Source organism: Pseudomonas xanthosomatis, from assembly GCF_019139835.1.
GTDB classification, from domain to species: domain Bacteria; phylum Pseudomonadota; class Gammaproteobacteria; order Pseudomonadales; family Pseudomonadaceae; genus Aquipseudomonas; species Aquipseudomonas fakonensis.
Window position 1 is genome coordinate 5,401,651 of the sequence record NZ_CP077075.1, and the last position, 20,742, is coordinate 5,422,392.

General features: G+C 64.3%; 20 protein-coding genes. 5 read left to right on the forward strand and 15 right to left on the reverse strand.

Translation table 11 applies throughout. The annotated features are described in order from the left end of the window. Positions 1 to 680 precede the first annotated feature (680 nt). Together recJ and KSS93_RS23895 are read right to left on the reverse strand one after the other, a co-directional pair. The gene (gene recJ, locus KSS93_RS23890; RefSeq protein ID WP_217886254.1) at positions 681 to 2,390 is read right to left on the reverse strand and encodes a single-stranded-DNA-specific exonuclease RecJ; all 1,710 of its coding nucleotides are present in this window, start codon (positions 2,388 to 2,390) and stop codon (positions 681 to 683) included. 30 nt (positions 2,391 to 2,420) lie between these two features. Beyond that, positions 2,421 to 2,960: a YaeQ family protein gene (locus KSS93_RS23895; RefSeq protein ID WP_217840032.1), complete on the reverse strand. Its 540-nt coding sequence runs from the start codon at positions 2,958 to 2,960 to the stop codon at positions 2,421 to 2,423. A 249-nt stretch (positions 2,961 to 3,209) separates the two neighbouring features. Between KSS93_RS23895 and KSS93_RS23900 the strand changes: the two genes are divergently transcribed. Both KSS93_RS23900 and KSS93_RS23905 read left to right on the forward strand, forming a co-directional pair. Then, positions 3,210 to 4,409 carry a CaiB/BaiF CoA transferase family protein gene (locus KSS93_RS23900; RefSeq protein WP_217886255.1) on the forward strand — a complete coding sequence of 400 codons (1,200 nt, stop codon included), beginning with the start codon at positions 3,210 to 3,212 and terminating at the stop codon, positions 4,407 to 4,409. Positions 4,410 to 4,423: 14 nt separating this feature from the next. Beyond that, on the forward strand, positions 4,424 to 5,308 hold the full coding sequence (locus KSS93_RS23905; protein WP_217886256.1) for a TIGR02285 family protein: 885 nt from the start codon (positions 4,424 to 4,426) through the stop codon (positions 5,306 to 5,308). A 135-nt stretch (positions 5,309 to 5,443) separates the two neighbouring features. Here KSS93_RS23905 and KSS93_RS23910 read toward each other — a convergent pair whose 3' ends face one another. The 12 genes from KSS93_RS23910 to ffh all read right to left on the reverse strand — a co-directional run bounded on the left by KSS93_RS23910 (position 5,444) and on the right by ffh (position 15,548). Further along, positions 5,444 to 5,725, reverse strand: a complete 282-nt coding sequence (locus KSS93_RS23910) for a DUF3509 domain-containing protein (RefSeq protein WP_217886257.1) — start codon at positions 5,723 to 5,725, stop codon at positions 5,444 to 5,446. A gap of 130 nt (positions 5,726 to 5,855) precedes the next feature. Beyond that, positions 5,856 to 6,230 (reverse strand): DNA-binding transcriptional response regulator, encoded by a 375-nt coding sequence (locus tag KSS93_RS23915; RefSeq protein ID WP_225917245.1) that lies wholly within the window; start codon positions 6,228 to 6,230, stop codon positions 5,856 to 5,858. A gap of 215 nt (positions 6,231 to 6,445) precedes the next feature. After that, a complete protein-coding gene (thrC, locus tag KSS93_RS23920; protein WP_217886258.1) occupies positions 6,446 to 7,855 on the reverse strand; it encodes a threonine synthase in 1,410 nt (469 codons plus the stop codon). A gap of 54 nt (positions 7,856 to 7,909) precedes the next feature. Then, positions 7,910 to 9,214 carry a homoserine dehydrogenase gene (locus KSS93_RS23925; protein ID WP_217840037.1) on the reverse strand — a complete coding sequence of 435 codons (1,305 nt, stop codon included), beginning with the start codon at positions 9,212 to 9,214 and terminating at the stop codon, positions 7,910 to 7,912. 82 nt (positions 9,215 to 9,296) lie between these two features. Then, on the reverse strand, positions 9,297 to 10,058 hold the full coding sequence (locus KSS93_RS23930) for a DsbC family protein (RefSeq protein ID WP_217886259.1): 762 nt from the start codon (positions 10,056 to 10,058) through the stop codon (positions 9,297 to 9,299). A 154-nt stretch (positions 10,059 to 10,212) separates the two neighbouring features. After that, a complete protein-coding gene (gene xerD, locus KSS93_RS23935) occupies positions 10,213 to 11,109 on the reverse strand; it encodes a site-specific tyrosine recombinase XerD (RefSeq protein WP_217840039.1) in 897 nt (298 codons plus the stop codon). A 120-nt stretch (positions 11,110 to 11,229) separates the two neighbouring features. Then, a complete protein-coding gene (locus tag KSS93_RS23940; RefSeq protein ID WP_217886260.1) occupies positions 11,230 to 11,637 on the reverse strand; it encodes an acyl-CoA thioesterase in 408 nt (135 codons plus the stop codon). A 203-nt stretch (positions 11,638 to 11,840) separates the two neighbouring features. Further along, complete coding sequence (gene rplS, locus KSS93_RS23945) at positions 11,841 to 12,191, reverse strand: 50S ribosomal protein L19 (protein WP_011535315.1); 351 nt, start codon at positions 12,189 to 12,191, stop codon at positions 11,841 to 11,843. 42 nt (positions 12,192 to 12,233) lie between these two features. Then, complete coding sequence (trmD, locus tag KSS93_RS23950) at positions 12,234 to 12,986, reverse strand: tRNA (guanosine(37)-N1)-methyltransferase TrmD (protein ID WP_003252146.1); 753 nt, start codon at positions 12,984 to 12,986, stop codon at positions 12,234 to 12,236. Positions 12,987 to 12,989: 3 nt separating this feature from the next. Then, entirely contained in the window at positions 12,990 to 13,526 is a 537-nt protein-coding gene (rimM, locus tag KSS93_RS23955; protein ID WP_217840041.1) for a ribosome maturation factor RimM, read from the reverse strand. A 5-nt stretch (positions 13,527 to 13,531) separates the two neighbouring features. After that, positions 13,532 to 13,783 (reverse strand): 30S ribosomal protein S16, encoded by a 252-nt coding sequence (rpsP, locus tag KSS93_RS23960; protein ID WP_011535318.1) that lies wholly within the window; start codon positions 13,781 to 13,783, stop codon positions 13,532 to 13,534. A 388-nt stretch (positions 13,784 to 14,171) separates the two neighbouring features. Beyond that, positions 14,172 to 15,548, reverse strand: coding sequence for a signal recognition particle protein (gene ffh, locus KSS93_RS23965; RefSeq protein ID WP_217886261.1), 1,377 nt, complete (start codon positions 15,546 to 15,548; stop codon positions 14,172 to 14,174). A 294-nt stretch (positions 15,549 to 15,842) separates the two neighbouring features. Between ffh and KSS93_RS23970 the strand changes: the two genes are divergently transcribed. The 3 genes from KSS93_RS23970 (at position 15,843) to KSS93_RS23980 (ending at position 19,396) form a co-directional block, all read left to right on the forward strand. Beyond that, positions 15,843 to 16,652, forward strand: coding sequence for a cytochrome C assembly family protein (locus tag KSS93_RS23970; RefSeq protein WP_217886262.1), 810 nt, complete (start codon positions 15,843 to 15,845; stop codon positions 16,650 to 16,652). A gap of 9 nt (positions 16,653 to 16,661) precedes the next feature. Further along, positions 16,662 to 17,849 (forward strand): transporter associated domain-containing protein, encoded by a 1,188-nt coding sequence (locus tag KSS93_RS23975; RefSeq protein ID WP_217886263.1) that lies wholly within the window; start codon positions 16,662 to 16,664, stop codon positions 17,847 to 17,849. 242 nt (positions 17,850 to 18,091) lie between these two features. Continuing rightward, positions 18,092 to 19,396 (forward strand): MFS transporter, encoded by a 1,305-nt coding sequence (locus KSS93_RS23980; protein WP_217886264.1) that lies wholly within the window; start codon positions 18,092 to 18,094, stop codon positions 19,394 to 19,396. A 122-nt stretch (positions 19,397 to 19,518) separates the two neighbouring features. On the opposite strand, the gene purT is transcribed toward KSS93_RS23980, so the two are convergent. Next, the gene (purT, locus tag KSS93_RS23985) at positions 19,519 to 20,700 is read right to left on the reverse strand and encodes a formate-dependent phosphoribosylglycinamide formyltransferase (RefSeq protein WP_217886265.1); all 1,182 of its coding nucleotides are present in this window, start codon (positions 20,698 to 20,700) and stop codon (positions 19,519 to 19,521) included. Positions 20,701 to 20,742: the final 42 nt, after the last annotated feature.

Sequence of the window (20,742 nt, forward strand, 5' to 3'; positions counted from 1 at the left end):
GCGCCGACGGGCCGTCCCTGGCCCGATCGGCGCTCGACCGGCATCCATGCCGGTCGCCCTCCTACGCAAGCCCTACGCTCGGCCTCCTGAAGTCGCGATTTGTGTTGTCTGAACTACCGCGCGCTTAGAAGCAAGAGCAAGAGCAAGAGCAAGAGCAAGAGCAAGAGCAAGAGCAAGAGCAAGAGCAAGAGCAAGAGCAAGAGCTGGGATTTTGGTTTGATTGTTATTGATGTGTTGTTTGTTCTGATGCCATCGCGGGGCAAGCCCGCTCCCACGCCGATCGCGCACTTACTGTGGGAGCGGGCTTGCCCCGCGATTAAATCCTGAGTTCCCACGGTGGCAACTAGCGGTTAGCTGCGCCAGTGCAAGCGCCGCCCCTAACTTCGCGACTTCAGGAGGCCGAACGCAGGGATTGCGTAGGGGGGCGACCGGCATGGATGCCGGTCGAGCGCCGATCGGGCCAGGGACGGCCCGTCGGCGCGTACCCCCGGAGCAAGCCCGGAGTGAGGGAACCCCGGAGCGAAGCGTAGGGGCCGTATGAATGGAGCGAGGATTTTTTGGTGACTTTTTGATCCTTCAAAAAGTTACCCGCCGTAAGGGCGGAAAGGTGAATAAGCGTCAATACAAATAATGAATGCGCATACAACTTCCAAAACAACCAAAATCAAACTAACCGAAAATCACCGTGCCTCCATATGCGCAATCATCAACTGCACACTCTCATTCCCCCGAAACTCATTCACATCCAACTTGTAAGCCAACTCCACCCACCGCACAGTAGGGTTCGGCCAAACCTCCCGGTCCACGCCAAAGGCAATCCCATCCAGCCGCACCGACCCGCACTCGCTCTTGAGCACGACTTTCAAGTGCCGCTCCCCCACCACCCGCTGCTCCATCAACTGAAACACCCCATGGAACAACGGCTCGGGAAAGTGCTGCCCCCAAGGCCCGGCATTGCGCAAAGCCCGCGCCAGGTCCAGGTGAAACTCCTCCACCGCCAGCACCCCGTCAGACAACAGCCGGCCGGTCAGGTCCTCCTCACGCAGTTGCCGGCGCACCTCAAGGTCGAACGCCTCGGCAAACGCCGGGAAATTCGCCTCAGGCAACGACAGGCCAGCCGCCATGGCATGCCCGCCGAACTTGCTGATCAACGCCGGGTGGCGCGCCGCCACCGCATCCAGCGCGTCGCGAATATGGAACCCCGCCACCGACCGCGCCGAACCCTTGAGCATGCCGTCGCCGGCATCGGCAAAGGCGATGGTCGGGCGGTGGTAGCGCTCCTTCAGGCGCGAAGCCAGGATACCGATCACCCCCTGGTGCCACTCGGCGTCGAACAGGCACAGGCCATAGGGCATGGACTCGACCGGCAAGTCCTTGAGCTGGGCCAGCGCCTCGCGCTGCATGCCCTGCTCGATCGACTTGCGATCCTGGTTCAGGCCGTCCAGCTGCTGGGCCATATCCTGCGCAAGCGCAGCGTCGTCGCACAGCAGGCATTCGATACCCAGGCTCATGTCATCCAGGCGGCCGGCGGCGTTCAACCGCGGGCCGAGGATGAAGCCAAGGTCGGTGGAGGTGATGCGCCGGTGATCGCGCCGGGCGACCTCCAAAATGGCCTTGAGCCCTGGCCGGGCACGGCCCGCACGAATGCGCTCCAGGCCCTGGTGGACCAGGATGCGGTTGTTGGCATCCAGCGGCACCACGTCGGCCACGCTGCCCAGCGCCACCAGGTCGAGCAGCTCACCGATATTCGGCTGCGCCTGTTGCTCGTAACGGCCCAGGCTACGCAAACGGGCGCGCAGGGCCATCAGCACGTAGAAGATCACCCCCACCCCGGCCAGAGACTTGCTGGGGAACGCGCAGCCCGGCTGGTTCGGGTTGACGATGGCGTCGGCATCCGGCAACTGCTGGCCCGGCAGGTGGTGGTCGGTCACCAGCACCTTAAGCCCGGCCGCCTTGGCCGCCGCCACACCCTCGACGCTGGAGATACCGTTGTCCACGGTGACCAGCAGCTGCGGCTGGCGCTGCAACGCCACCTCGACGATTTCCGGGGTCAGGCCGTAGCCGTACTCGAAGCGGTTGGGTACCAGGTAATCGACATGGGCCGCACCCAGCAGGCGCAGGCCAAGTACGCCGACGGTGCTGGCAGTGGCGCCGTCGGCGTCGAAGTCACCGACGATGAGGATACGCTGGCGCAGGTCCAGGGCCTGCACCAACAGGTCCACCGCTGCGTCGATGCCCTTGAGCTGCTGGTAGGGCAGCAGCCGTGCCAGGCTCTTGTCCAGCTCGGCCTCGCTCTGCACGCCACGGGCGGCGTACAGGCGGGTCAGCAAGGGGGGCAGGTTGCCCAGCAGGGGCAAGGTCGACGGCAGGGGGCGGGGTTCGATGCGCATGGGGTCTTCGGTAATCAGGTAAAAGTCGACTCAGCGCTCGCCGAGCAGCCACTGCAGCTGCACTTCGTGCTGGCCGCGGTCGTCGGTGACGAAGATCGTGCCTTCGCTGATCATCACGTCCCACTTGATAGTGCGCGGCATGTCGGTGGCCAGCACCTCCAGCACTTCCTGCGGTACTGCGGCGATGCTCAGGTTCTTCAGGCCCTTGACCGCGCCGACCACCTTGCCCTCCCACACCCGCAGGCTGCCGTAGGCCAGCAGGCTGGTGCGCTCGGTACGGCGCGAGCACCAGGTCAGGCGGTCGGCATCCGGCTGGCCGACTTCGATCCAGTGCAGGATGCGGTCGTCCAGGCTCTTTTCCCACAAGGCGGCTTCGTCGACGTCCGACAGGCCACGGCCGAACGACAGGTTCTCGTTGTACCAGAGGGCATAGGCCAGCAGGCGCACAGCCATGCGCTCCTCGGTTTCCGACGGGTGACGGGCGATGGTCTGGCGCACGCTCTCGTAGACGCCGCGGTCGAGGTCGGTGAGGTTGAGTTCGAACTTGTAGGTGGTGGACGGCTGGGCCATGGGGGCGGGCTTCGTTGAAAAGAAAGTCGCACAGTCTAACTGATCCTGCGCCTTCGCGGGCCCGCCGGTCTGCCGGATTACGGGTTGCCGGCTGTCTTGCGCTGCCTGTATGGGCCCTATCGCCGGCAAGCCGGCTTCTACAAGGTTATGCAAGCCCGCACGGTCAGCAGATGACAGGGGCCACCGTATACCTGCCACCGCCCAGCTGTGATACAACCACCGCTCAACGCCCTTCGCCACGGATGCCCCATGCCCACGCCCAGCAAACCCCTCGCCGGCCTGAAAGTCATCGAACTTGGCACCCTGATCGCCGGCCCCTTTGCTTCGCGCATCTGCGCCGAGTTCGGCGCCGAGGTGATCAAGGTCGAGTCGCCCGACGGCGGCGACCCGCTGCGCAAGTGGCGCAAGCTGTACGAGGGCACGTCGCTGTGGTGGTTCGTGCAGGCGCGCAACAAACAGTCGCTGACCCTCAACCTCAAGCACCCCGAAGGCCGCGAAGTGCTCAAGCGCCTGCTGGCCGAGGCTGACATCCTGATCGAGAACTTCCGCCCCGGCGTGCTGGAAAAACTCGGCCTGGGCTGGGACGTGCTGCACGCGCTCAACCCGCGCCTGGTGATGGTGCGCCTGTCAGGCTTCGGCCAGACCGGGCCGATGAAAGACCAGCCTGGCTTCGGTGCGGTCGGCGAGTCCATGGGCGGGCTGCGCTACATCACCGGCTTCGAGGACCGCCCGCCGGTGCGCACAGGTATCTCCATCGGCGACTCCATCGCTGCGCTTTGGGGGGTGATCGGTGCGTTGATGGCCCTGCGTCATCGTGAAGTGAACGGCGGCCAGGGGCAGGTGGTTGACGTGGCGCTGTACGAGGCAATCTTCGCCATGATGGAAAGCATGGTGCCGGAGTTCGACGTGTTCGGCTTCATCCGCGAACGCACCGGCAACATCATGCCGGGCATCACCCCGTCGTGCATCCACACCACCGCCGATGGCCGCCATGTGCAGATCGGCGCCAACGGCGATGCCATCTTCAAGCGCCTCATGCAGGCCATCGGCCGCCACGACCTGGCCGACGACACCACCCTGGCCAGCAACGATGGCCGCGACGCCCGCCGCGACGAGCTGTACGGGGTGATCGACCGCTGGGCCAACAGCCTGCCGCTGGCCGAGGTGATGCAGGTACTGAACGCCGCCGAAGTGCCGGCCAGCCGTATCTATTCGGCCGAGGACATGTTCAGCGACCCGCAGTACCTGGCCCGCGAGATGTTCCTGCAAGCCAAGCTGCCGGACGGCAAGCCGTTCAAGATGCCGGGCATCGTACCCAAGCTGTCCGACACGCCGGGCTCGGCCGACTGGGTGGGCCCGGAACTGGGCGAGCATACTGCCAGCGTACTGGGTGGGCTGGGTTACGACGCAGCCGCCATCGCCCGCCTACGTGAGAGCGGCGCGGTCTGACCGCGCCCGGCCCCATGCGCAGCCTTCGCCTGATCGCCCTCGCCGCCCTGCTGCTAAGCGCCCTTGGTGCTCAAGCCGGCGAAGCACGCGAGCGCCTTTTGTGGCTGATACGCGACCTGCCGCCGTTCACCATTTTCGAAGGCCCGGCCAAGGGCCAGGGCGTGGTCGACCAGATGCTGCCGCTGCTGATGGCGCAGATGCCCGAATACGACCACAGCATCGTGCGGGTCAACCGCGCCCGCGGCATCCAGATGCTCCAGGAAGACAGCTTCACCTGCGACCCCAGCCTGCTGTGGACGGCAGAACGGGCCAAGTACGTGTACTTCTCCAAACCCGTGCTGGCAGCCCTGAGCAGCGGCCTGGTGGTGCGCAGGCAAGACCAGGCGCTGCTGGCCCCCTACCTCGACCAGCACCAGGTCGACCTCGGCCAACTGCTGGCTGGCACCCACCTGAAGCTGGGCATCGTCGCCGAACGCAGCTACAGCACTCAGGTGGACGCGATCCTGCGCCAACTGCCGGACAGCGCCTTGAGCCGCCACTACGGCAACGAAGCCACGGCGAGCCTTTTGCAAATGCAGCAGTTGGGGCGCCTGCAACTGGTGCTGGGTTACTGGCCGGAAATCCGCTACCTGATCCAGCAGCAAGGTGGCTCGCTCGACGGCTATGCGTTCTACCCGATCAAGGGGGTAGACCACTATCAGTTCCTGCGCGTGGGTTGCTCCGACACGCCGCTGGGGCGCAACGCCATCGCCCATATCGACCGGCTGCTGCCGGAACTGGGCGGCGACACCCTCCCCGCCCTGTATGCCCGCTGGCTCGACCCGAACCAGCAGGCCGACTATCTGGAGCAGGCCAGGCATCTGTTCGAGGCTGCCCCCAGCCTCGGCACCCAGCCCTGAAACAGGCAAAAAGAAACCCCGGACGCTGGGGAGGACGGCCGGGGTCAAGCGAAAGCCTGTGGGGCTTCCCGGGGCAACCTGACACTACCGGAGCAAAGCACCGTCAGACTGCCCTTGCTGATTCAGATGCGCCTGTCAGGCAAAGGTTCCCTGGGGCTGGCGTTGGTGCTGCAAGGCGGCGATCACGCAGGGTTGCAGGCGCCCTTCGGCGATTTGCAGGTCACGGTGCAGGCCGTCGACCAGGTCGACCAGCAACTGCTGCTCCAGCAACTGGCGTGCAGCGACCTTGCGCTGCAAGGTGAGCGTGCCGTGTTCGTCGTGGAGTGTCAGTTGGCGGCTGCCATCGCTGTCGATGTGGCCGAGGGTGGCGTGGTAGGGGGTCAGGGCATCGTTGAGCAGTCTGCAGATTCTTTCCATCCGGAACACTCGCTGGCAGGTAGACATATGGGAACTGACCATCGAGCCCGTGGGAAAGTTCGCCCTACCGGCCCGCCCTACCAAGCATGCGCGGGCAGTGTGACAGTTTGCAGGCAGCGCCGTGCCCTGCTTACAGACGGGCCAGGGCCTTTTCCAGGGCCACGGTCGACACCGGCCAGGGCAGTTCGCCCACTACCCGAAAACCTCGCCTGCGGGCCTCCAGGGCCATGTCTTGGCGTTTGTCGTCTACCTGGCCGACGAACAACAACGCCCGTGGCGCAGGCTGGGCCTGCAAGTGCTGGAGCAAGGAGAGGGCGGAGGGTTCAGGCATGCCGTGGTCGAGTACCAGTACATCCACGGCACGCTCACGGCCCAGGCAGGCGGTGGTGTTGACCAGGTCGTCGCTCAGGCGCACGTTGAACACACCCTGGGCATTGAACGCCTGATGCAGGGGGATCTGGTGGAAGGGGCGGGCTTGGTGGATGAGGACTTGGAGGCTGCGCACAGGCTTCTCCTGGCAGAAGTGAAACCTGCACTTTAGGGATGGCCATATGCCGACTAAATAGGAAATTTCCGAGAACGCGGTGGGGGGTTTCTTGAATATTGGGGCTGCTTTGCAGCCCATCGCGGCACAAGGCCGCTCCTACAGGGTTCGTACGCTCTCTGTAGGAGCGGCCTTGTGCCGCGATGGGCCGCGAAGCGGCCTCGGCGGTGCATGCCTTACAACGGCTTGCCGCGATTACCGTGCTGGCTGACGAAGGCCTGTACAGCTTTCAGGTCGTTGGCCAGTACCGTGCAGCGCTCTTCGCGGCTGAACAGGTCGCTCAGGTGGGCTGGCAGCTCCAGCGCCTTGCCGACGCCGGCCTTCTCCACCGCCTCGGGGAACTTGACCGGGTGCGCTGTGCCCAGCACCACCATTGGCGTGTCCAGGCTGCGGCGGCACTCGCGGGCGGCCTTGACGCCGATGGCGGTGTGCGGGTCGAGTACTTCACCGGTGCTGGCGAACACTTCGGCGATGGTCTCGCAGGTTTGCTCGTCGGTAACGGCCAGCGAGTCGAACAGCTTGCGTGCTTCGGTCCAGCGGTCCTGCTCGACGCTGAAGCCGCCACCTTGCTTGAAGGTAGCCATCAGCTCGGCAACCGCTGCGCCATTGCGCCCGTGCAGGTCGAACAGCAGGCGCTCGAAGTTGGACGAAACCATGATGTCCATGGACGGCGACAGCGTCGGGTGCAGGGCATCCTTGACGTACTGGTTGCCGCTCATGAAGCGGTGCAGGATGTCGTTGCGGTTGGTGGCCACCACCAGCTGGCTGATCGGCAGGCCCATGTTGCGCGCCAGGTAACCTGCGAAGATGTCGCCGAAGTTGCCGGTCGGCACCGAGAACGCCACCGAACGGGCCGGGCCGCCCAACTGCAGGGCTGCATGGAAGTAGTAGACGATCTGGGCCATGATCCGCGCCCAGTTGATCGAGTTCACTGCCACCAGGCGGGTGCCCTTGAGGAACGACTGGTCGGCGAAGCTGGCCTTGACCATTTCCTGGCAGTCGTCGAAGTTGCCTTCGATGGCGATGTTGTGGATGTTGTCGCCGAGGATGGTGGTCATCTGCCGGCGCTGCACTTCCGACACGCGCTGATGCGGGTGCAGGATGAAGATGTCGACGTTGTCGCAACGGCGGCAGCCTTCGATGGCGGCCGAACCGGTATCACCACTGGTGGCACCGACGATCACCACGCGCTCGTTGCGCTTGGCCAGCACGTGGTCGAGCAGGCGGCCGAGCAGTTGCAGGGCAAAGTCCTTGAACGCCAGGGTCGGGCCGTGGAACAGCTCCATCACCCACTCGTTGCCGTTGAGCTGGCGCAGCGGCGCGACGGCGGCGTGGGCGAAGTTGCCGTAGGTTTCTTCGAGGATTTTCTTGAAGTCGGCATCAGCGATGCTGCCGGTGACGAACGGGCGCATCACCCGGAAGGCCAGCTCGTGGTACGGCAGGCCGGCCCAGGAGGCGATTTCTTCCTGGGTGAAGCGTGGCAGGTTCTCGGGAACGTACAGGCCGCCGTCGGTGGCAAGGCCGGCCAGCAGCACGTCTTCGAAGTTCAGGGCCGGAGCCTGGCCGCGGGTACTGATATAGCGCATGGGTGCAAACCTTCGATGCTGGGCGCGGGCCGCCGTCGCGGCCCGCCGCCGGAATTAATTGAGCTGTTCGACGCGGATGCGTACAACCGGGCCAACCACGTCCTGCAGGGCTTCCAGGGCGACGATGGCATCGTTGATGCGCTGCTCGACCACACCGTGGGTCAGCAGGATCATCGGCACCAGGCCGTCCTGCTCCTCGGCTTCCTTCTGCATGATCGACTCGATGTTGATGCCGCGCTCCGAGAGGATGCTGGCCACCTGGGCAAGCACGCCCGGGTGATCCTTGGCCTGGATGCGCAGGTAGTAGGCACTTTCGCATGCTTCGATCGGCAGGATCGGGTGGGCCGACAGCGAGTCTGGCTGGAAGGCCAGGTGCGGTACGCGGTTTTCAGGGTCGGAAGTCATGGCGCGAACCACGTCCACCAGGTCGGCCACCACCGAGGATGCGGTCGGCTCCATGCCGGCGCCAGCGCCGTAGTACAGGGTGGAACCGGCAGCGTCGCCATTGACCATCACCGCGTTCATCACGCCGTTGACGTTGGCGATCAGGCGGTCGGCCGGGATCAGCGTCGGGTGCACGCGCAGCTCGATGCCTTCGGCGGTGCGCCGGGCAACGCCCAGGTGCTTGATGCGGTAGCCCAGGGCTTCGGCGTAGTTCACGTCAGCGGTGGTCAGGCGGGTGATGCCTTCGGTGTAGGCCTTGTCGAACTGCAGCGGGATGCCAAAGGCGATGGACGCCAGGATGGTCAGTTTGTGCGCGGCATCGATGCCTTCGACGTCGAAGGTCGGGTCGGCTTCGGCATAACCCAGCGCCTGGGCTTCGGCCAGCACGTCGGGGAAGGTGCGGCCCTTCTCGCGCATTTCGCTGAGGATGAAGTTGCCGGTACCGTTGATGATGCCGGCCAGCCAGTTGATGCGGTTGGCCGACAGGCCTTCGCGAATCGCCTTGATCACAGGGATGCCGCCGGCCACGGCCGCTTCGAAGGCGACGATGACGCCCTTCTCGCGGGCCTTGGCGAAGATCTCGTTGCCGTGCACGGCAATCAGCGCCTTGTTGGCGGTGACCACGTGCTTGCCGTTTTCGATGGCCTTGAGCACCAGGTCGCGGGCGATGGTGTAGCCACCGATCAGCTCGATGACGATGTCGATTTCGGGATTGGTCGCGACTTCGAACACATCAGCGGTAATGGGGGTACCGGTAATCTGGCAGTTCGGGTTCTGCGAGCGCATGGCAATCTGTGCCACTTCAATACCGCGCCCGGCACGGCGGGCAATCTCCTCGGCGTTGCGCTGAAGTACATTGAAGGTACCGCCACCGACGGTCCCCAACCCACAGATGCCTACTTTGACCGGTTTCACTGTGAACTCCCCATTGAACGGCCGGCACCTGCGCCGACCGTGAAACATGCCGTCACCCCATGACGACGGCGTACTGAATTGGTTACTTGGCTGCTTGCTGCTGGCCAGCCAGGGCCAGCTTGGCCACTTGCGGTGCCGGCTGGTAGCCCGGAATCACCTGACCGCTTTCCAGCACGATGGCCGGCGTGCCGTTGACGCCGATCGACTGGCCCAGGGCAAACTGCTTGCCCACCGGGTTGGTGCACTTGGCGGCCTTGATTTCTTTACCCTCGACCATCTTGTCCATCGCCGCGCGGCGGTCGCTGGAGCACCATACCGCCTGCAACTGCTCGTCACCCGGCGAGCCCAGGCCCTGGCGCGGGAACGCGACGTAGCGCACTTCGATGCCGCGCTTGTTCAGCTCGGGCACTTCGGCGTGCAGCTTGTGGCAGTAGGGGCAGGTGGTGTCAGTGAACACGGTGATGTGCGATTTGGTCTCGCCCTTGGCCGGGTACACGACCATCTCCGCAGCCGGGATGCCGTTGATCAGCTTGGCGATACCCTGGCGTTCGGTTTTTTCGGTGAGGTTGACCGGCTTGCCGTCCTGGATCTGGAACAGGTAGCCCTGCATCACGAACTGGCCGTCGGCGCTGGCGTACAGCACCCGCCCGCCCTGCAGCTTGACTTCGTACAGACCGTCGAGCGGGCTGCTGGCAACGCTTTCGACCGGCACTTCCAGCGACAGGTTCTGCAGCGATTTGCGGATCGCCTGTTCGGCGTTGGCATTGCCGTCGGTGGCCGCGGCGGCGGCAAAGGTACTGGCCAGCGCCAGGGCGGCGGCGGCGAAAATCTGGGTCACGCGCATGGGGAACTCCTGAGGGCGGACGGGGCCGGCGAAGCATGCCTGCGGGGTGAAACGCGGCGTTCGGGCGGCCCTTGCAACAAACCGCCCAAGCCTACCACAACACAGGCCCGCAGAATGGCCCCTCATGCACCAGTCGGCGGAACATGAATATCATTCATCCACGCGGATGGTGCTGGGCGTGCAGCTGCTGCAGGCGGGCCTTGGCTACGTGGGTGTAGATCTGCGTGGTAGACAGGTCGCTATGGCCCAGCAGCATCTGCACCACGCGCAGGTCGGCGCCGTGGTTGAGCAGGTGGGTGGCGAAGGCGTGGCGCAGGGTGTGCGGTGACAGCGGCTTGTCGATACCGGCCACCCGGGCATGATGCTTGATGCGGTGCCAGAAGGTCTGGCGGGTCATCTGTTCGCCACGCTGGCTGGGGAACAGCACGTCGCTGGGGCGGCCATTGAGCAGCTCGGCGCGGCCGTCGCGCACATAACGCTCGATCCACACCACCGCCTCCTCGCCCATGGGCACCAGGCGCTCCTTGCTGCCCTTGCCCATCACCCGCAGCACGCCCTGGCGCAGGTTGACCTGGTCGAGGGTCAGGCTGACCAGCTCGGTGACCCGCAGGCCACAGGCATACAGCACCTCGAGCATGGCGCGGTCGCGCTGGCCGATGGCTTCGCTGCGGTCCGGCGCCTGCAACAGGGCCTCTACATCGGCTTCGGACAGCGACTTGGGTAGCGGGCGGCCCAGTTGCGGCATGTCTACCTGCAGCGTCGGGTCTACGCCGATCATGCGTTCGCGCAGCAGGTAGCGGTAAAAACCACGCACGCCGGACAGAAAGCGCGCCGTTGAGCGCGGCTTGTACGCCTGGTCGAAGCGCCAGGCCAGGTGGTCGAGGATCAACTCGCGGCCGGCATCGGGCAACGCGACGCCTTTTTCCTGCAGCCAGCCGTTGAACAGGGCCAGGTCGCTGCGGTAAGAGGCGCGGGTGTTGTCGGACAGGCCTTTTTCCAGCCACAGGGCGTCGAGGAACTGGTCGATCAGGGGGTGGTCGAGGGCGGGCATGCGAGGGGCTGTACCAAGTATTGAGGCGGCCAGTGTTTCATAGCGGGTTGCTGGTTGTCTGTACTGGCCCTATCGCCGGCAAGCCGCCTCCCGCGCAGGACAGCACAGCTTGGCAGCCATTCAAGCCTGCGGCAACACCGGCACCGGGCGCTTGTCCTCGTCGATGGCGACGAAACTGAACACCCCGTGGATGGCCCGCTCGCGGCCATCGAGGTACATGTTCTCGACGAACACATCCACCTGCACCTGCAGGCTGGTGTTGCCCACCTTAACCACGGTACCCACCAACTCGACGATGGAGCCGGCCGGGATCGGGTGCTTGAAGTCGATGCGGTCGGTGGACACGGTCACCAGCGGCAGGCGGCAAAAACGGGTGGCGGCGATGAACGACACCTCGTCCATCCAGGCCAGAGCGGTGCCACCGAACAGGGTGTTGTGGTGGTTGGTGGTGTTGGGGAATACAGCTTTGGTCACGCGGGTTTCCGAAAGCTGCGTGCGGCGCTGGATTTCCTGGTCTCGAGGGGTCATGGGCAACTCACATCGTAAGGGCTTGAAGACAGTGTCGCCTGCTTCGCGGGTAAACCCGCTCCCACAGGGGCAGCGTTGGTTTCATAGGTGACTGGGTTCCTGTGGAAGAAGCCAACCCAGCGGTACAGGGCACAGAAAGCAAAAAAGCAGCCCGAAGGCTGCTTTTTCTCGCGCGGGGGCCTAGGCCACCAGGCAAACTGCACTCAGGACAGTTTTTCCTTGATGCGAGCGGCTTTGCCGGACAGGTCGCGAAGGTAGTACAGCTTGGCTTTACGCACGTCACCACGACGTTTCACGGCCAGGCTGTCGATCTGCGGGCTGTAGGTCTGGAAGGTACGCTCTACGCCAACGCCGCTGGAGATCTTGCGCACGGTGAAGGCGCTGTTCAGACCGCGGTTACGCTTGGCGATAACGACGCCTTCGAAAGCCTGCAGACGCGAGCGGTCGCCTTCCTTCACTTTAACCTGGACGACAACGGTGTCGCCTGGTGCGAAGGTCGGGATCTCTTTGCTCATCTGTTCAGCTTCGAGCTGCTGGATGATCTTGTTGGTCATGCTGTGCTCCTAAGATGGATACGCGATCCACCATCGATACGTTTAACTATCGTCCCGCTCGCGGAGATATTCCTCGAGCAGCTTCTTCTCTTCTCCAGAAAGCGAGCGACTTTCCAGAAGATCGGCGCGTCGTTCGAAGGTCCTACCAAGGGACTGCTTCATCCGCCATCGCCGGATATGTGCATGGTTGCCACTTAGCAACACGTCGGGAACACGCTGATCCGCATACACCTCAGGTCGGGTGTAGTGCGGGCAATCCAGCAGACCGTCGGTGAAAGAGTCTTCCTCCGCCGAGTCCACATGCCCTAAAGCTCCGGGCAGCAGCCGTGTAACCGCATCGATCAGTACCATGGCCGGCAGCTCGCCACCGGAAAGCACATAGTCACCAATCGACCACTCCTCATCGACATGAGCCTCGATAAAGCGCTCGTCGATGCCTTCATAACGACCGGCGATCAGGATCAACGATTCCTGTTCGGCCAGGCCTTTGACCGCTTGCTGAGTCAGCTTGCGGCCTTGTGGCGAAAGGTAGATCACCTTTGCCGCAGCTCCAGTCGCCTGCCTGGCGCTAACCAGGGCGTCTTCCAGAGGCTTGATCTTCATCACCATGCCCGGACCACCGCCAAACGGCCGATCATCCACGGTATGGTGGCGATCTGTGGTGTAGTCCCGCGGGTTCCAGCAGGTCACTTGCAGCAACCCCTGTTTCACCGCACGGCTGGTAATGCCGTACTCCGTAATGGCCGAGAACATCTCGGGGAACAACGTGATGACGTCTACGCGAAGGTTACCCATCGTTTAGAAGTCCGCGTCCCACTCAACCCGCATCACGCCTGCTTCCAGGTCGATGTCGAGCACGCATTGCGCCGTGTAGGGCAACAGACGCTCGCGATCATCCAGGCTGCCTGCGCAGGGTTTGACCACCATTACATCGTTCGCGCCGGTCTCCAACAGGTGATCGATCGTGCCGAACAGCTGTTCGTCCTGATTGATGACCTTCAGGCCCACCAACTGGTACCAGTAGTACTCGTCAGCTGCCAGGTTGGGCAAAAGGCTGCGCGGAATGCAGATTTCGAAGCCGCTCAGAAGACGGGCTTCTTCACGATCATCGAGGCCTTTCAATTTCACGACCAGACCCTTTGCAGAGCCACGACCGTTGACCAGCTCGACCTGTTTTACCTTGCCTTCGTGCCGTAGCGTCCAGCGCGGGTAATCCAACAGGTTTTCAATCGGATCGGTAAAGGAAAACACCTTCACCTCGCCGCGAACGCCGTGAACCGAAAAAATCTTGCCAACGACGATCAGGTCGTCAGCCTTTTCTGGCGTCGCGTTCATACTGCTCAGGCTGCGGCCTTGGCAGCTTCCTTCAGCAGCTGAGCAACACGCTCAGACGGCTGCGCGCCCTGGCTCAGCCAGTAGGTGACGCGTTCCTGGTTGACCGACAGCTTGACTTCGGCGCCCGATGCGATCGGGTTGAAGAAGCCTACGCGCTCAACGAAACGGCCGTCACGGGCGTTACGCGAGTTGGTCACGGTCAGGTGGTAGAAAGGGCGCTTTTTCGAGCCGCCACGGGCAAGACGGATGGTTACCATGTGAACATCGTTCCTATAGTGGTGCTGCAAAACTGAATGCCCAATGGGCACACGGGTGCCCAAAAGGCCGCATATTCTCGGGGAATACACGGACATTTGCAAATGCCTTTTTCGGCGAGCACCTGGCCCACCGTTCAGTCCTGCCGGTTGAAGCCGCCTGACGGCGGCCATGTTCCCGCCAAAGCGGGGGTCTGGCCGGCCTCCTTATATATAGGAAGCCCGCCGGATTAGGCTTTGTACGAAAAGTGCCTGCGCGACGATCATGCTGCGTTGAAAACAGGCTCGGAATGCTCATTTACGACCCGTAAAGTCGAGCGCGACTCCGACCGTTCCTCGCCTGTTTTCGCCTTGCCTGATCGCCGCTCGGCGACTTTCGCACAAACCCTAGTTACATCTTCGGCATGCCGCCACCGGGCAACATGCCGCCAAGGCCGCGCATCATCTTGGCCATGCCGCCCTTGGCGGAGAATTTTTTCATCATCTTTTGCATCTGCTTGTGCTGCTTGATCAAGCGGCCGATATCCTGCACCTGGGTGCCGGAGCCGAGGGCAATGCGGCGCTTGCGCGAACCGCTGATCAGGTCGGGGTCGCGGCGCTCGGCAGGGGTCATGGAGTTGATGATCGCCTCCATCTGCTTGAACTGCTTCTCGGCGGCGCCCTGGGCGTTGCCCATCTGCGACAGGTTCATGCCACCAATGCTCGGCAGCTTGTCCATCAGGCCGCCAAGGCCGCCCATGTTCTTCATCTGCTGCAGCTGGTCGCGGAAGTCTTCAAGGTCGAAGCCCTTGCCCTTCTTCAGTTTTTTCGCAAGCTTGTCGGCCTTGGCCTTGTCGATGTTCTGCTCGGCCTGCTCGATCAGGCTGAGCACGTCACCCATGCCGAGGATGCGCGAGGCGATACGGTCGGGGTGGAACGGCTCCAGGGCCTCGGTCTTCTCGCCCATACCGATGAACTTGATCGGCTTGCCGGTGATGGCGCGCACCGACAGCGCAGCACCGCCACGGGCATCACCGTCGACCTTGGTCAGCACCACGCCGGTCAGCGGCAGGGCGTCGCCGAAGGCCTTGGCGGTGTTGGCGGCGTCCTGGCCGGTCATGGCGTCGACCACGAACAGCGTCTCGATCGGCTTGACCGCAGCGTGCAGGGCCTTGATCTCGTCCATCATGTCGGCATCGACGTGCAGGCGACCTGCGGTATCGACGATCACCACGTCGATGAACTTGAGCTTGGCTTCGCGAATGGCCGCCTCGGCGATGGCCACCGGTTTCTGGCTGATGTCGGACGGGAAGAAGGTCACGCCGATGTCGTTGGCCAGGGTTTCCAGCTGCTTGATCGCCGCCGGGCGGTAGACGTCGGCCGACACCACCATCACGCTCTTTTTCTTGCGCTCTTTCAGGTGGCGGGCCAGCTTGCCGGCGGTGGTGGTCTTACCGGCACCTTGCAGGCCGGCCATCAGCACCACGGCAGGTGGCGCGCTGTTCAGCGTCAGCTCTTCGTTGGCGGCGCCCATCAGGCTTTCGAGCTCGGCCTGGACGATCTTCACGAAGGCCTGGCCCGGGGTCAGGCTGCGCGATACTTCAGTGCCGACCGCACGTTCCTTGACGCTGTTGACGAAATCCTTGACCACCGGCAGGGCGACATCGGCCTCGAGCAGGGCCATGCGCACTTCGCGCAGCGTGTCCTTGATGTTGTCTTCGGTCAGCTTGGCCTTGCCGGTGACATGGCGCAGCGTCTGTGACAGGCGGTCGGTCAGGTTTTCGAACATGGTGATCCTTTCAGGCCCAGTGAAGCCGAGGTTTTTCAGGTGCCCGGGAAACAATGCACACACGCCGGGCACAGCAAGGCGGCGATTATAGCGGAGACTGCCAGCTGCGCACACCTTGGCGCCGGGTCTCTGGACATTCGGTGGCCTGGCCGGCCTCTTCGCGGGCAAACCCGCTCCCACAGGGGGCGCGTGACCTTCAGGCCTGCGCTGTAACCCGCGATTGATACGCAGTCTTCCTTGCCCACCGGGTTCTATGCCAAACTCCGTCCCTTTAGGGCTTGCCTGCCAGGACTTATGCTCTCTTCACCCAGCCTCCTCCCCAACCTGATCGCCGCCTTCCTTTATGTGGCCGCGACGGTCTTCCAGGCCACCGGCCTTGCCCGTGGCGTCAAGGCAGACAAGCGCCTGCTCGGCCTGCTCGGCGTACTGGCCGTGCTCGCCCAGGGCGGCGCGCTGTTCTTCCAGCTGATCACCCCGCTGGGCCTGAGCCTGGACTTCTTCAGCGCCGCCAGCCTGATCGCCGTGGCCGTCATCGCCCTGACCCTGCTCGCCTGCCTGAGCATCCCGGTGGAGAACCTGCTGGTGCTGCTGTTCCCGCTGGGCGCGGTCACCGCCCTGCTGGCCCAGTTCGCCCCGCCAGGCACGGTGCCGCTGATCAACGAAGAACCCGGCATTCTCGCCCATATTCTGCTGTCGATCCTGGCCTACGGCCTGTTCACCATTGCCGTGTTCCAGGCCCTGCTGCTGCTGCTGCAGGACCGCCAGCTGAAGAACAAGCACCCGTCCGGCATGATCCGCAACTTCCCGCCCCTGCAAACCATGGAAAGCCTGCTTTTCGGCTTCCTCTGGGCCGGCTGGGTCCTGCTGTCGCTATCGTTGATTTCCGGCTGGCTGTTCCTCGACAACCTGTTCGCCCAGCACCTGGTGCACAAGACCCTGCTGGCCTGCGTGGCCTGGGTGGTGTTCAGCGTGCTGCTGTGGGGCCGCACCCGTCTCGGCTGGCGCGGCCACAAGGCAATCCGCTGGACCCTGGCCGGTTTCTGCCTGCTGATGCTGGCCTATTTCGGCAGCAAGCTGGTCCGCGAATTCATCCTGCATATCTGACGGCCGAATATGGACACCCTGCCGTACGCCCCGCTGCTCGGCAACCTCGCACTGGCCCTGCTGTGGTCGGCGCTGTTCACCGCCGTGGACATCGCCCGCCAGCAGCTCAACGGCCATGGCGAACCTTCGCTACCGGCCCAGGCCCTGGTGCTGTGCGCCAGTTTCGGCAAGCTGCTGGTACTGGGCCTGGCCTGCCTGCTCGGCCAGCGCTACAACGGTGAGCACGGTTTCTGGATGGCCGGCCTGGCCGGTGCTCTCAGCCTGCTGGTACTGGCCGAATACCTGCCCCGGCGCCTGGCCAGGCGCAACCCGCAGGCATTTGTCAGCCTCGGTGCCAGCCTGCTCAAACTTCCGCTCACCCTGCTGCAGCCGCTGGCCTGCGTGCTGGACGGTATCGCCCGGCTGATCCTGCGCCCGTTCCGTGTGCAACCCACTGCCGTGGCACTGCACCCGCAGCAAGAGAGCGACGACTTCGACGACGAGCCTCAGGAGCCCGCCCGCCACGGCCTGCTCGAAGGCCTGCAGGCGCTGGACAAGGTCACCGTCAACGACATCCTGATCCCGCGCAACGAAGTCGACGGCATCAACCTCGACGACCCCATCGAGCAGATCATCGAGCAGTTGATCGTCAGCCGGCATACCCGCCTGCCGGTGTACCACAACGACATCAACCAGGTTGAAGCGGTGCTCAACACCAAGCTCATCAGCCACCTGCTGCCACGCGCCGAGCTGACCCTCGGGCAGTTGCAGGCCGCCTGCTACGAGCCCTACTTCGTCCCCGAGAGCACGCCCCTGCAGCTGCAGCTGCTGAACTTCCACAAGCAGCAGCGGCGCATGGGCGTGGTGGTGGACGAGTACGGCGAAGTGCTGGGCATCGTCACCCTGGAGGACATCCTCGAGGAGATCGTCGGCGAGTTCGAGGACGAGCACAGCCTCGACAACCCCCACGTCCACCCCCAGCCCGACGGGCGCTTCGTCATCGAAGGCACCGCCTCGCTGCGCGAGATCAACCGCTCGCTGGGCTGGCACCTGCCCTGCGACGGCGGGCCGAAAACCCTCAACGGCCTGGTCACCGAGGCGCTGGAAAGCATCCCGGAAAGCGCGGTGTGCCTGAAGATCGGCCGCTACCGCCTGGAAATCCTCGAAACCGAGGACAATTGCGCCAGCAAGGTACTGGTCTGGACCGTGACCCGATAGCTATACTCCGGTCACGCTTATCAAGCCCTGCCATCGCGCCTGCTACCCGCACTCCGCGCCCGATGGCCAGTCCGCACCACTGACACGCCCCGCGGTCCTGCTTCACCACCCCGAACAGTGCCCGCCCCCGCCTCTACCCCCGGGCCATCGTCAGTCGCGCGAACCATAACAATACGCTCCGGCCGCCCTGCGCCTGTCGCCTGGCCGTGCCCGTGGAGCATCGACTGTCAGGGACCTACACAATGACAACCAGCAGCACCTGCGCCGGCTCTGCCCCGGCGGCCCCGGTCAACTCGCCTGCCCGGGTGGCCACCGCCAGCTTCATCGGCACCGCCATCGAGTTCTACGATTTCTACGTCTACGCCACCGCCGCCGCCCTGGTGATCGGGCCGATCTTCTTCCCGTCCGGCTCCGGCACCGTGCAAATGCTTGCGGCGTTCCTCACCTTCGGAATCGCCTTCCTTGCCCGGCCGTTGGGCTCGGCACTGTTCGGCCACTTCGGCGACCGCATCGGGCGCAAGTCGACCCTGGTGGCCTCGCTGCTGTTGATGGGCGTGTCGACCACGCTGATCGGCGTACTGCCCGGCTATGACAGCATCGGCATCTGGGCGCCGATCATCCTCTGCGTGCTGCGCTTCGGCCAGGGCCTGGGGCTGGGTGGCGAATGGGGCGGCGCGGCGCTGCTGGCCACCGAGAACGCCCCGCAAGGCAAGCGCGCCTGGTTCGGCATGTTCCCGCAACTGGGCCCGTCGATTGGTTTTCTGGCCGCCAACGGCCTGTTCCTGACCCTGGCGCTGGTCCTGAGCGACGAGCAGTTCCGCGAGTGGGGCTGGCGTATTCCGTTCCTGCTCAGCGCAGCCCTGGTGCTGGTCGGCCTGTATGTGCGCCTGAAGCTCGAGGAAAGCCCGGTGTTCGCCAAGGCCGTGGCACGCCACGAGCGGGTGAAAATGCCGGTGGTCGAGCTGTTCAGCCAGTACTGGCTGCCGACCCTGCTGGGCGCCGCCGCCATGGTGGTGTGCTACGCGCTGTTCTATATCTCGACAGTGTTCTCCCTCAGCTATGGCGTGAATACCCTGGGTTACACCCGCCAGAGCTTCCTTGGCATGCTGTGCTTCGCGGTGGTGTTCATGGCCCTGGCCACGCCGCTGTCGGCTTGGCTCAGCGACCGCTACGGGCGCAAGCCGGTGCTGATCGTCGGCGGCCTGCTGGCGGTGGCTTCGGGCTTTGCCATGGAACCGCTGCTGACCTCCGGCTCCACCGCCGGGGTGACGCTGTTCCTGAGCATCGAGCTGTTCCTGATGGGGGTGACCTTCGCCCCGATGGGCGCCCTGCTGCCCGAGCTGTTCCCGACCCACGTGCGCTACACCGGCGCCTCGGCCGCCTACAACCTGGGCGGCATCGTCGGCGCCTCGGCGGCACCGTTCTTCGCCCAGCAGCTGGTAAGCATGGGTGGGTTGAGCTGGGTGGGGGGGTATGTGTCGGCGGCAGCGGTGATCAGCCTGATTGCTGTCTTGTGCCTGAAAGAGACGCGTGATACCGCGCTTTGATCACTTGGGGCTGCCTTGCAGCCCTTCGCGGCACAAGGCCGCTCCTAACAGGGAATGCACAACCCTTGTAGGAGCTGCCTTGTGTCGCGAAAGGGGCGCAAGGCGCCCCCAGCAATGTCAGATCAGAACTCGACCTTGACCGCCTGCGCAGCGCGGGTGGCCTTGGCCCGGGCAGCCTCGATCGACTCGTCGCGGGCCAGGCAAACGCCCATGCGCCGGGTGCCGTTGATTTCCGGCTTGCCGAACAGGCGGATGGCGGTGTCCGGCTCGCTCAGGGCGGCGTTCAGGTTGGCGAAGCTGGTCTGCTGCGACTGGCCTTGCGGCAGGATCACCGCCGAGGCCGACGGGCCGAACTGACGCACGGTCGGGATCGGCAGGCCAAGAATGGCACGGGCGTGCAGGGCGAACTGCGACAGGTCTTGCGAAATCAGGGTCACAAGGCCCGTATCGTGCGGGCGCGGCGACACTTCGCTGAACCACACCTGATCGCCTTTCACGAACAGTTCCACGCCAAACAGGCCACGCCCGCCCAAGGCATCGGTGACCGCCTGGGCCACCCGCTGCGACTCGGCCAGGGCTTTCGGGCTCATGGCCTGGGGCTGCCACGACTCCTGGTAGTCGCCCTTCTCCTGGCGGTGACCGACCGGCGCCAGGAAGGTGGTGCCGCCCACGTGGCGCACGGTCAGCAGGGTGATTTCGTATTCGAAGTCGATAAAGCCTTCGATGATCACCCGGCCCTTGCCGGCGCGGCCACCTTCCTGGGCGTAATCCCAGGCTTTTTGCAGGTCGTCGGCGCTGCGCAGCAGGCTCTGGCCCTTGCCCGACGAGCTCATCACCGGCTTGACCACGCACGGGTAGCCCAGGTCGGCCACAGCCTTGCTGTAGTCCTCGAAGGTGTCGGCAAAGTGGTACGGCGAGGTCGGCAGGTCCAGCTCTTCAGCGGCCAGGCGGCGGATACCTTCGCGGTTCATGGTCAGCTGGGTAGCGCGGGCGGTTGGCACCACGGTGAAACCTTCGCTTTCCAGCTCAACCAGGGTGGCGGTGGCGATGGCTTCGATCTCGGGGACGATGTAGTGCGGCTTTTCCGCTTCGATCACCGCACGCAAGGCCACGCCGTCGAGCATGTTGACCACATGGCTGCGGTGCGCAACCTGCATGGCCGGGGCGTTGGCATAGCGGTCCACGGCAATCACCTCCACGCCCAGGCGCTGCAGCTCGATCACCACTTCCTTGCCCAGCTCGCCGCAGCCGCACAGCAGTACACGGGTCGCGGTCGGCGACAATGGGGTTCCGATACGGGTCATTTCAGGTCCTCGAAGGCGTCCGGGGCGGCGCTACGGGTGGCG